The sequence below is a fragment of the Candidatus Methylospira mobilis genome, assembly GCF_009498235.1.
GTDB lineage: Bacteria > Pseudomonadota > Gammaproteobacteria > Methylococcales > Methylococcaceae > Methylospira > Methylospira mobilis.
Map to the genome: position 1 here is coordinate 1137843 of NZ_CP044205.1, position 11773 is coordinate 1149615.

The 11773-nt window shown below is 51.9% G+C and carries 9 protein-coding genes; 8 read left to right on the forward strand and 1 reads right to left on the reverse strand.

The genetic code is table 11. The annotated features are described in order from the left end of the window. The first annotated feature begins 48 nt into the window (after window positions 1-48). From F6R98_RS04930 to F6R98_RS04945, 4 genes are all read left to right on the forward strand, one after another. Window positions 49-1317: a lipopolysaccharide biosynthesis protein gene (locus tag F6R98_RS04930; protein ID WP_153248033.1), complete on the forward strand. Its 1269-nt coding sequence runs from the start codon at window positions 49-51 to the stop codon at window positions 1315-1317. Then, a complete protein-coding gene (locus tag F6R98_RS04935; RefSeq protein WP_153248034.1) occupies window positions 1314-2699 on the forward strand; it encodes a hypothetical protein in 1386 nt (461 codons plus the stop codon). The genes F6R98_RS04930 and F6R98_RS04935 overlap by 4 nt, the downstream gene beginning before the upstream one ends. Window positions 2700-3222: 523 nt before the next feature. Further along, window positions 3223-5151, forward strand: a complete 1929-nt coding sequence (locus F6R98_RS04940; protein ID WP_194270142.1) for a glycosyl hydrolase family 28-related protein — start codon at window positions 3223-3225, stop codon at window positions 5149-5151. Between the two features lie 37 nt (window positions 5152-5188). Continuing rightward, window positions 5189-5929, forward strand: a complete 741-nt coding sequence (locus F6R98_RS04945) for an SAM-dependent methyltransferase (RefSeq protein ID WP_153248036.1) — start codon at window positions 5189-5191, stop codon at window positions 5927-5929. Here F6R98_RS04945 and F6R98_RS04950 read toward each other — a convergent pair. Next, window positions 5895-7022, reverse strand: a complete 1128-nt coding sequence (locus tag F6R98_RS04950) for a glycosyltransferase family 9 protein (protein WP_194270143.1) — start codon at window positions 7020-7022, stop codon at window positions 5895-5897. The genes F6R98_RS04945 and F6R98_RS04950 overlap by 35 nt on opposite strands. Before the next feature lie 322 nt (window positions 7023-7344). On the opposite strand from F6R98_RS04950, the gene asnB reads away from it, so the two are divergent. The 4 genes from asnB to F6R98_RS04970 are packed head-to-tail and all read left to right on the forward strand — an operon-like array spanning window position 7345 to window position 11736. Next, window positions 7345-9174 (forward strand): asparagine synthase (glutamine-hydrolyzing), encoded by a 1830-nt coding sequence (asnB, locus tag F6R98_RS04955; RefSeq protein WP_153248038.1) that lies wholly within the window; start codon window positions 7345-7347, stop codon window positions 9172-9174. Then, entirely contained in the window at window positions 9171-10322 is a 1152-nt protein-coding gene (locus tag F6R98_RS04960) for a glycosyltransferase (RefSeq protein WP_153248039.1), read from the forward strand. Before asnB ends, F6R98_RS04960 begins: the two co-directional genes overlap by 4 nt. After that, window positions 10319-10897 (forward strand): LbetaH domain-containing protein, encoded by a 579-nt coding sequence (locus tag F6R98_RS04965; protein ID WP_153248040.1) that lies wholly within the window; start codon window positions 10319-10321, stop codon window positions 10895-10897. The genes F6R98_RS04960 and F6R98_RS04965 overlap by 4 nt, the downstream gene beginning before the upstream one ends. Continuing rightward, window positions 10894-11736 (forward strand): glycosyltransferase family 2 protein, encoded by an 843-nt coding sequence (locus F6R98_RS04970; protein ID WP_153248041.1) that lies wholly within the window; start codon window positions 10894-10896, stop codon window positions 11734-11736. The genes F6R98_RS04965 and F6R98_RS04970 overlap by 4 nt, the downstream gene beginning before the upstream one ends. Window positions 11737-11773: the final 37 nt, after the last annotated feature.

Here is an 11773-nt window from a genome sequence, read left to right on the forward strand (position 1 = left end):
TGGCAGCCTGGTTGAATATGTGCTGTATAGCGTAAGCCCGAGGGCCTTTTGAACCCTTTTCTGCGCAGAATGATAGCTGGCGTTGCAGCTCATGGCTTGGGGTTGGGGGGTACCATAGCTATCCAGCTGTTTTCAGTGCCGTTGTATCTGAGCGTCTGGAGCACAGCCGAATACGGCGAATGGTTGACTTTGTCTGCCATGCCGGTTTATCTGACTCTGGCCGATCTTGGACTGGTAAAAACAGCGGGTACCAGTATGACCATGGCGGTTGCGCGCGGAAACTTCAGCGAAGCCAATGTCCTTTTTCAAAGCGCTATAGTATTCAGTACGCTGGTTTGCGGTTTGCTGGCGCTGGTCATTATTCCAGGAGCGCTATATCTGCCGCTACCCGTGCAGGTGACGGATGAGCATAGATGGGCGCTGGCTTTGCTTTTCGCCAGCGTGTTGCTGACGACTTTCAGCGGTATATCCATTGCGGCGTATACCGCCACGCATCGATATGCGTTGGGTGAAATGATTTCTAACGTGGCGCGCCTGCTGGAGTGGTGCGGCGGTATAGCCGGACTGATTATATGGAAATCGTTTACTGCAGTAGCGCTTTGCGGTTTGTGCGTTCGTGTGTGCATGACGCTGGTGCTGTTAGGGGTACCCTTTGTCGATGCGCGCGGCCTGGTGTGGGGCGTAAGACTGGCGCGTTTGGGCATGATCAGGCAAATGGTGAAGCCGGCAGGCTCTTTCCTGCTACTTACATTGACCAGCGCATTGTCGTTGCAGGGCAGCACCCTGATGGTTGGTTATCTATTCGACAGTTCCAGCGTAACGCTATTTAATATTTATCGCACCTTTGCCCGCTTACCGGTACAGATGACCGCAATTGTTTGTTATACCATGGAGCCCGAATTTTCGCGTCTGTATGGGGGCAAGCAATATCAGGCAATCAAACGCAGCTATGTTCGGTTGTTCCTGCTGGCTTTTCTTCAGGTTTGCGTGACTTATTCCCTGTTGTACTGGTTCGCACCACGGTTGCTGGAAATTTGGACCAAGGGAAGCGTACCTATTGATTTAACATATATTGCATTGATTTTGGCCGCAATGGTCTGCGCCAGCCTGTTCTGGGTGCCACGCTCACTATTGGTCGCGCTCAACAGGCACCATCGACTCGCTGCCTGGGTATTCATGACAGTGCTGGCCGGGTTGGGATTGAGCTGGTCTTTGGGAAACGCGATGGGGCTGGAAGGCGTACTTGTCTCCGTATTGGCCACTGAATTCGTCGGCCTTTTGGTATGCACTTATCAGGCCAAAAAGGTTTTGCGTTGAACTTTACCATTTCCCTGGTGTTGTTATTTAATTTTGTTGCCCTTTACCTGGGTGATCTCGGATATCCCGGCTATCTTTTTTTTTCAGGCGTTGATGCCGCCATCTGTCTATGGGGATACGCGGTTTTCCTGTTCAGGCCGGAAAAGTCCAATCTTGCCGTCTTCTGTATGACTACGCTATTGGCGTTTTATGCCGTTAGCACGTTATCCACTGAGTTAAAGGCGTTGTCCAACCATGGCCGTAGCGTTGCCGAACTGGAGTTTTATCGTCAATATGCATTAAATTATGCATTGGCGGTGGTTAACCTATCTGCTTTTGTATTCATGCTGCTGGGGCGTTACAACTATCCGCTGGTTATTCACGGCGACAAGTTTAGACGCGAATGTCTGGTTTTTTTATATATGCTATGCATTTTCGCGATGTACGCCTTTGTAAGCGGACAAATAAAATATGCCGGCGTGATCACTATAGACGAAACCCGCAGCAACAAAATCTCCGCATTTGCCAGCATCACCGTACTGGCGCTTCCGGCCTTGCCTGCGGTCTTGCTTAGAGAGGCTATGCTGGCTACAAAGAAATGGGAAAAAACGCTCTGTCTCTGGTTAAGCGTTTTCTGCATGTTTGCGGTTTTTACCATGGGCCGGCGTTTGCTGATGGGATCTCTGTTGTTGGGATTGTTTGTGTGGGAGGCTTATGTCGCGCCCACCCTGCGCATTAACATGGTTAAGAAATATCTTTACTATGCGGTTCTGGGCTTGTTTGCCTCATTCGGCTACAAGCTTTACTATGCAATGCGTTTGGTAGGTTGGATGCATCCGGATGCCGAGCTTTATGATCAACTGATGATGGGGTTGGATTTTATGACCAGCAATGGCTCTGAACTGGCGGCGCAGCTGGCGGAAAATGCCGAGTTCAGAGCTTATATTATCGGTTATCTGTCTGAAATTGCAGAGGCCGTATCAAAAGGGCGGGTTACGGACGGCGCGGCCTTTTGGGAGAACCTGTTGATTGCAATTCCTTCGCTGTTTATCAATAAGGATGGATTGGAAAGCGGCGAATATGTGGTAACGAGATTTCTGGCGATGTGGGATACCGATTACCCCAGTTCCTTTCTAAGTTATGGCTATGCGGATTTTGGTTTGTTGGGCGTCGTACTTTATACCTGTTTTGATTATTTCAGTATTTATTGGTTTCTGCGTGTAATAGGCTGGTTGAACCTGGGTACGGCAAGCCTGTTTTTTATCCTTTTTGCATTAACCAGCTTTCAGCAGATTGAGGGTGAGTTTGTCTATGCTGTTTTCTTGCGGGAGGGCGCCATATTGCTTATCCTGTTTCTGGTAATAAAACATCTCGGCGTTCTGGATGTAAGGAAAAACGCGTAATTATGTTGTGCGATAGTTCATTGGGATTGAAGATGATTTTAGATGGAAGTATTGAGTCGGTATGCCCTGAGAGAATTATATTGTGATTTGTCCATCCAATAGTCTTTGTGTAAGGGAAATTAATGTAAAGCCGGGTTGTGGCTGTTTTAAAATATTTATGCCTTTTTTATCAGGCATTCGTTTTCTGGTTTTATTGTTTTTTATCATCGCGAATCTTCCCCTGCCGGCGATTGCGCAAACGAGCAAGAAGGCAGTCACGCGGGCTCCGGTTATATTCAATTACCAGCAATCGGCGAAACCGGGCGATTTGTTTTACTTACAGGGAAGCAATCTGTCAGGCGCGCAGGTTACGCTTGTTGGGCATGGCGCCATACCCGTGCTTAATTCATATAGAGCATCGGCGCTGACGGCGCAACTGCCGAAAAATGCAACCGGCGCACTTGCTGTTTATGTCAGAAATTCATCGGCAAGCAGTCCGGTGATCTATCTCAATCAGGCGCACCCCTATCATATGGACGCGTCATTGATAGCGCCAGGCGCGCCGTTTCGAATTTTCGGGAAGAACCTTCTGCTGGCGGGATACACGCCGATTGTGAACATAGGCGGACAAACTGCGATTATCAATGCAGCCAAAAGCACGGAAACCATATTGCTCGGCACCGTACCGGCTGGATTGCCCGAAGGGGCCGCCACTGTGACGGTCGACAATGGAAACGGCTCCGGAGCTTCGAAAATGGTGCAGCCGGTAGCGGTGATTGCCGGCAGCGGCGCTGATCCGTTCAGCCTTGACGTGGGATGGGCATCAGGCTTCACAGCGATTGCAAGCGTCGTAATCGACCCAACGACGGATACGCATGTAAACCCGCGCATGGTTGCCGATGGTGTGACGGATAATACGGATGCCCTTCAGGCCGCCATAGATTATGCGAGCGCAATAGGCGGAGGAACAATCGATATTCCGGTGGGCGCCTATTTGATAGAAAAAGGAAGTTTGCAACTGAAATCGAATGTCGTAATCAAGGGTGCGGGGAAAAGCGCTACGACTTTGAATTATACCGGAGCCCGTCCAATCTATTCGTTGCATAATGACCGTGTTGGACTTGCCAATTTGACCCTATCGACAGCAACAAGCCCGAATGCATTGTATTGGAATGGAAATAGCCGATCGTTTTTGAAAAATTTAGCGATTTCGTTCAAAACGTCAACACATGTATTTACCGAAGCCAACGTAAATCTGGCGATAGAAGACTGTAACTTCAGCCAGTCGGGGCCGGGGGTTAACGGGCAAGGTGTGCAGTGGCTGGCAGGAAACTCCGGGCTGATTGTTACCGGCAACACTTATCAGTTCCTGACCGGCTTAGCTTTTTCGGTAGATGGTTCGCAAGACGCGTATATTGCCAACAATACGATCATTTGGGATGGCTCCATGCAGAACAAAGCGGGTGGGAGCATCGTAACACATGGAGTAACCACGAATTTTCTGAAAAGGGCCACGATAGATTCAAATACGTTCAAAGTCGTCAATGGGCCTATCGTCAATCATAATCGGAACGATGGGGAAGCGCTGCTTTCCGAAGGCGGAGGGGCAGGCAGGACGGAGACGGTTGGAACCGCAACCTCAGCGACCTCGACTACGCTGACCGATGCGAAGAACAATCTGAATCGCTCCGATAGCTCCGGGATAACCGGGCTATCCGCTATTCATTCCATAATTATCATTTCCGGTACGGGTACCGGTCAGAAACGCGATATTATCGGATATAGCGGCCACACCATGACGGTTGATCGCCCGTGGGACGTAGTTCCGGATACATCAAGCAGGTATATGACCGCTGTCATGTCTATCGAGAATGTGATAATTAGCAACAACCGCTTCAGTCAATGGCCGAGGGGAACCTGGGTATACTTCGCTGCCACGGACGGTTTGGATATCATTAATAATACCTATACAGAGGGTGGGGGTATACTGCTCAGAGCGGAGAGCAGCGCTGCCGTACATGATACGTTGCTCAATATTAATGTCGCGGGCAACAGGGTTATCAATACAACGCACACTTGGGGGTCGTATTTCATGCTGGCCTATGTTGCTGATACGCAGAACTCCCCAGATGGGCTGGGGGCGGCTGGAGTTGTTTTTAAAAATAATGACTTGCAGGCGAACAATCCAAACTACGCGCCTGATTTGAAGGATGTAGCCAACTTTGAGGGCTATGGCAACTTTTTTTTGGCCTGGATGCCGCCCGGTCCTTATGCTCAGCCTGCAATGGGCGGGATCATAGGCACAATCTTTCAGGGGAATACGTGTACAAATTGTTCTGCGGTATTCCGAACCGGAACCAATGTTTTTGCCGGTGCGTATGTCGACACCTTACTGAAGAATTCATCTAAACTGGTGGTTGATTCCTATCTTGTGCCGGGGGCCGGCGCATCGCAGGGCGCTTACACACACTAAATAATCATGATTAAAGCATAGTACCAAGGATATTCTCATGGATCCCAACACATCTTATCGTAGCCGTATTTACAGTACTTATGTCAATGCCCGGAATACGGCATTGGCACCGGAATCGCTGGAAGGTTTAAAACCGCGCGCCGTTTACCTCACTCATCTGATACGCTCGCACTTTCCCGATAACCGCCAGTCGGATGTTTTGGAGCTTGGTTGTGGGCATGGCGCCATGATTTATTTCGCACGCAAAGAGGGGTATGTCAACATTGGCGGTGTGGATGGCTCGCCGGAACAGGTTGCCGCCGCCAGGCGGTTGGGTATAGCAGGTGTCGATGAAGGTGATCTGATGCAGGCATTAGCCGCGCTTCCCGACGAATCCAAAGACTGTATCGTAGCTTTCGATGTAATCGAGCACTTCACCCGCGATGAACTGATCAGACTGGTGGACGAAGTTCGGCGGGTTTTGCGGCCGGGCGGGCGCTGGATTATCCATGTGCCTAACGGCGAGTCGCCTTTTGCCGGGCGAATGAGATATTGGGATATTACCCACGAACTCGCGTTTACCCATACTTCGATAGGGCAGCTATTGCATTCATCCGGATTTTCGGAAGTACGTTCCTATGAGGACGCGCCCATTCCGCATGGGTTCAAGAGCTTCGTGCGCTGGTTGTTGTGGAGGTTTTTTCGAGCCATGTTACGTTTATATATTGCCGCCGAGACTGGCGATACTGAAAGCGATTGTATTTTCAGTCAGAATTTGCTTGCGGTAGCGAAAAAGTAGCGATCGAAGAAGAAATGCCGCAAGCTTTTCCGAGCGCGCGTTCTGTAGCTGAAATCACCTCATCGACAGAAATCGATCGCATGCATGGTTTCTCGGGTACATTGCACTGTTCCAGCAGGCAGCCGAAACAATCGGTCTTGTGATAAATCACTTGATGCCGGTTTCCATAGGGAAACCAGATTCCCGGTTTATCCTGGGCCGAGAATAGGGCTACACAGGGTGTGCCGACCGCAGCGCCCAAATGCATGGGGCCGCTGTCATGTCCGACAAAACATTGCGCCTGACCGATAACCCAGGCGCTTTCGCGTGGCGTCAGCATGCCGCAAAGATTCAGCGTCGGGCCTTTCCATAAGCGGGCTACGCTATCGCAGTGCGTTTTTTCGATGTTCGAGCCGATCAGCGCCAGTCCATAGTCAGGAAAGCGCTGGGAAAATGCTGCCGCCCATTGCTCCCAGCGATCCAGCCCCCAATCTTTGCTTTCCCATTTAGCGCCTATGGAACAGACGATATAGCGCCCGGCTCCGGCCCAGTTCTGTAGGATATTCGCCGCCCGGACGGTTTCATCGGTTTTTAATCCCAGATCCCATGCCGCTTCGGATTGTAGATCGATCTCACCCAAAACCGCCAGATTTCGCACTAATCTATGCGCTTCCGCTTCGAATAGTCCGGTTTTTTCGTCCCATAGATGAGGTTGCGCCTTGCTGTTCAAGGATAACCCGATAATTTTCGGAATCCCGACAACGAACTTAAAATAGAGCAGGTCCCTGAACAGTTGCAAACTGCTTCTGACCGGCATCATGTATATCAGCACTTCGGGGCGCCACTGCTGCAATGTTTTTCGGCAGGTCAGCAAGTCCGCCCATTGCTTCAATCCAAGGGGATAGTCGAAATATCCGTCCACCAATCCGGATTGACCAATGACGCTATGCAGGGGCGCGGCTTTCAATCCTCCGTCTATCGGAAAGTTGGTCAGCACCCTGATATCGGCGCTGGAAAAATGTTGGCGCACAAGGCGTAATGCCGGGATGGCGATGCAGGTATCTCCGAGACTGCCGTTGCGGAAGACAAGCACGCGCTTGGCCGAGGCTGTCATAGGTTTGTCAGGTAGGCGAATAGTCATCAATCTGGTTTTCGCGCAAATCGTCCGAGTCATCAACGGGTCATCGTCTCCGTTGTTAAAAGTAAATTAGTTGATATTATACCCGTATGGCGTGCAGCTATTTAGTATCCGTGAGGTTAGAACTGGTTAAAATGACCTGGCCCGGACCGAAACCGTCTGCTATGTAGTGAGTATGTATACGTTATGGCTAGCCTTTGTAGTCTATGTATTACTACCCGCCGCGGGTCATAAATAAGCCGGAGCGGTTTGCGGCGCATATTGCCAGTAAGTCCTTGGTTACATTTCAGGAAGATCCATGTGCGGATTGAGCGTTTTTTTTGCGCGTACTGCTTTGATTACGGAAGATAAGTTGCAATGTCTGCAGCGAGTGAGTGATCGCATGAGCGTGCGTGGGCCGGATTCTTCCGGCCATTGGGTCAGCGCCTGCAATCGCCTTGCATTAGCGCACCGGCGTCTGGCGATACAGGATCTCAGTCCTGCCGGGCATCAGCCGATGTCTGAGCCGTCTGGACGCTACACCATCGTATTCAATGGCGAGATTTATAATTTTTCCGAGTTACGCTCCCAACTGGCGCAGCGTGGGGTTGTTTTTCAGGGCCATTCCGATACCGAAGTGCTGATTCATTCCTACGCGGCCTGGGGCTTGGACTGTTTATCACGTCTGCGCGGCATGTTTGCATTCGTTATCTGGGATGCAGTGGAGCATGTTTTGTTTGCAGCGCGCGACGCCTTCGGCATCAAACCCTTGTATTGGGCGCAGGATGCAACTGCAGGCGGCGTCTGGTTCGCATCTCAGGTAAAGGCGCTGGCCATGGCCCTGCCGCGTATGACTGAGTCGGCTGCCGGACGAGCCGGTTTTCTGATTTGGGGGCATATACCGGAGCCGTTTACCCCGTTCAACGAAATACGCGCATTGCCCGCCGGGCATTATTTACTGTTGAGGGCGGGTGAAACCTCACAACCGACCCCGCGCCGCTGGTTTGATCTGGGTGCGTCGTTTATTGAGTGGAGCGCTGCCTCCTCGTTCCGTCCGAAGAGCGAGGCCGATTTGTGTGACTATGTGCGCTACAGCCTGCTGGACAGTGTTCATGCGCATCGTATTGCCGATGTGCCGGTCGGCGTATTTTTATCAGCCGGACTCGACAGCAGCACCTTGGCTGCGTTATGCGCGGAAGACGGCAGCAACGATAACCTGCGTGCGGTAACGCTGGGGTTTTCCGAGTATCGGGCCAGGTTACAGGACGAAGTGCCTTTGGCGACCGAGTTGGCCGAGCGTTTGGGCGCGAAGCATACGGTCATGTGGGTATCGAAGAGTGACTTCCTGCGCGATTTCGATCATATCCTCGACGTAATGGATCAGCCCAGTATCGATGGAGCGAACACTTACTACGTCAGTAAACTGGCGCATCAATCCGGACTTAAGGTGGCTATTTCCGGTTTGGGCGGCGACGAACTGTTCGGTGGCTACGGCAGTTTCAGACAGGTGCCGCAACTGGCCGCCTTACCTTCGTTCCTGCAATACCTTGGCAGGCCAGCGCGGGCCTTGCTTGAGCCGTTTTTATTAAACTGGAAGCCCAAGCTAGCGGGGGTACTGGAATATTCCGGCTCTTATGAGCGTGCCTATTTGCTGCGACGCGCGTTGTTCATGCCTTGGGAATTACATCGGGTGTTGGAGCCGGAACAAGCGGCTGAAGGTCTGGCGGCTCTGTCAACCTTGCCGCAACTGCGGTCGAGCCATGCGTCGGTAAGCGACGGTCAGTTGAAGGTTTCTTTGCTTGAAAGTCAGTGGTATATGCGTAACCAGTTGCTGCGCGACTCCGATTGGGCGAGTATGGCGCACAGCCTGGAATTGCGCGTGCCGCTGGTTGACTTGGAGTTTTGGCGGCGCATGGCGCCTTTACGTCTGAAGCCGACCCGCGTATCCAAGCAGGTTATGGCGCAAACGCCGCGGCTTGCGCTGACCCTGGAGCAGATCCGGCGTAAAAAAACCGGATTCGCCATTCCGATTACGCGCTGGTTTGCGGAGTCGATCAACGAAGGAGAACAAAACCTGTCCGGAGGGCTTGGGTTCAGGCATTGGGCGGTGAATCTGTATCCGCGCTGGTTGCAAACAATAAAAAAATGAAAATACTCCGTATTATTTCCAGCATGAATCCACGCTCAGGAGGGCCTTCGGAAGGCATACGTCAACTGGCGGTGCATATGCAGGCTTCCGGTCATGTAACCGAATGTTTGACAGCCGATGCCGCTGATGCCGACTGGCTCGCCGGGCAGCCGCTGACCATTCACGCCCTGGGGCCCGGACGCAGCGGTTATGCTTATTGCCCGGCCATGGGAGGCTGGTTACGCAGCCATGCTCATGAATACGATGCCATCATAGTCAGCGGACTGTGGCAATATCACGGGTTGATGGCGCGTAAGGTTTTGACGCGGCTGGGCATACCCTACCATGTCATGCCGCACGGCATGCTGGACCCTTGGTTCAAGCATACTTATCCACTCAAACATTTGAAAAAATGGCTGTATTGGCCGTGGGCCGAATACCGCGTGTTGCGTGACGCCCAAACAGTTATTTTTACCTGCGAGGAAGAGCGCTTACTGGCTCGCGAGTCTTTCTGGCTGTATCAATGCAACGAAAGGGTGACGGCATATGGCACCGATACGCCCCCTCAGGACAAGGAGCGCCTGCAAAACGTTTTCCTGGCACAATATCCGCAATTATCCGGCAAGCGTCTCATATTGTTCTTGAGCCGCATACACGTTAAAAAAGGCTGCGATCTGCTGATCGAAGCTTTTGCAAGTATAGCAGCGCAGTATTCCGACGCACACTTGCTGATGGCCGGGCCGGATCAAACCGGCTGGCAGCGGGAGCTGGAACAGCTCGCTCAGGCTTTGGGCATCGCTGACCGCATCAGCTGGCCCGGCATGTTGACGGGCGATATGAAATGGGGTGCATTTCACTCCAGCGAGGTGTTTTGTCTGCCTTCGCATCAGGAAAACTTTGGGATAGTGGTTGCCGAGGCGCTGGCTTGCGGCAAGCCCGTGCTTATTTCCAACAAGGTGAATATCTGGCGTGAAATCGAAGCCGATAGAGCCGGCTGGGTCAACGAGGACAGCATAAAGGGTACGCAGTCAGGGCTGCAATCCTGGCTGGGCAGTTCAGTGCAGCAGCGGGAGGAAATGAGCGCCAATGCGGTTGCATGCTTCAATAATCGCTTTAGAATAGACCGGGTTGCTGTACGTTTGTTGGAAATTATTAATAATAACGCATGAATAAACACGTACTGGATTACCGCGTAACCAATCCCAAAAGCGGCGGCCCCAGCTTTTCACTTAAAAACCGCATTATTCGCGCTTTATGGATAGTGGTTTGGGCGGTTTTCGCTTCATGGACTCCGCCGTTCATGGCGTCCTGGCGGCGGTCTTTGTTGAAACTGTTCGGCGCGCGCATGGGGCCGGGAACCTGCGTTTACGGCAGTGCGCGCGTCTGGTATCCGCCGTTGCTCGAGATGAAGTCCGGCGCTGCGCTGGGAAGCAAGGTGAATTGTTATAATCAGGACTGGGTGGTACTCGATGAAGGCGCGCTGGTATCGCAGGGCGCACATCTGTGCGCCGGCAGCCACAATATTAACGATGAGAGTTTTCAATTGATTACCAAGCCGATATACATTGGAAAAAATGCCTGGATCGCCGCGGAAGCTTTTGTCGGTCCCGGTGTGACCATACAGGATGATGCAGTGCTGGGCGCGCGCGCGGTCGCATTTTCCGATATAGGCAGGGGCATGGTTTTTATTGGAAATCCGGCAAAATTCCTTCGCTATAGAAAAAATGCAGGTAAGCAGCCATGAGCGGTATTTCCATTCTGATACTCACCAGGAACGAACAGGAAAATTTACCCGGCTGTTTGCAGAGCGTCGCGTGGTCGGACGATATTCATGTTTACGATTCCATGAGCAGCGATGACACCTCCGCCATAGCGGAACGCGCCGGCGCGCGCGTCACGCAACGCGTTTACGACAGCCAGCGCATATTCGGAGGCGACGAAGGCGAATACCGTACCTGGGGATTGCGTAACATTCCGTTTAAATACCCCTGGGTGTTTGTGATAGACGCAGATGAGCGCATGACGCCTGAGCTGATTTCATCGGTGCAGGCCGCTGTCGCATTGCCGCAGGGAATGGTTGCTTTTGATGTGCAGCGCCGTGATTTTTTTATGGGCATCTGGCTGCGCCATGTACAGGCTTCCCCGTTTTACCTGCGTTTGTTACGCCCGGAGAAGGCGCATTACGAGAGGTTGATCAATTGTGTCACCGTGGTCGACGGCGAGGCGGGGCGGCTTGGCGGCTATCTCGATCATTTTCCGTTTAATAGGGGCGTGGCGTATTGGATCGAACGGCATAACTGTTACAGTACGTTGGAAGCGAAGCATGCCCTTGAAAATAAGACCAAAGCGACAGAGTACCACTGGCGCAAGGCGCTTACCTCCAGGAGTTTTTATGAGCGGCGCTATCACCAGAAGATATTGTTTTACCGCATGCCGTGCCGGCCTATGATCAAGTTTTTTTGGTTGTATTTTGTAAAAGGCGGATTTCTTGATGGACGCGCCGGATTGACCTACGCGTTTTTGCAGTCGATTTACGAATATTTCATTGTGCTAAAGGTGCGTGAACCCGAAGATCCTATGTAAGAATGCGAGTGTAAGGGTAAAACTTTGAGTTATGCGG

What these genes read in the sequence shown, in the direction of transcription:
- F6R98_RS04960 (WP_153248039.1), top strand. Translation starts at nt 9,171, where the DNA reads ATGAAAATACTCCGTATTATTTCCAGCATGAATCCACGCTCAGGAGGG.
- F6R98_RS04945 (WP_153248036.1), top strand. Translation starts at nt 5,189, where the DNA reads ATGGATCCCAACACATCTTATCGTAGCCGTATTTACAGTACTTATGTC.
- F6R98_RS04965 (WP_153248040.1), top strand. Translation starts at nt 10,319, where the DNA reads ATGAATAAACACGTACTGGATTACCGCGTAACCAATCCCAAAAGCGGC.
- F6R98_RS04970 (WP_153248041.1), top strand. Translation starts at nt 10,894, where the DNA reads ATGAGCGGTATTTCCATTCTGATACTCACCAGGAACGAACAGGAAAAT.
- F6R98_RS04950 (WP_194270143.1), bottom strand. Translation starts at nt 7,022, where the DNA reads ATGACAGCCTCGGCCAAGCGCGTGCTTGTCTTCCGCAACGGCAGTCTC.
- asnB (WP_153248038.1), top strand. Translation starts at nt 7,345, where the DNA reads ATGTGCGGATTGAGCGTTTTTTTTGCGCGTACTGCTTTGATTACGGAA.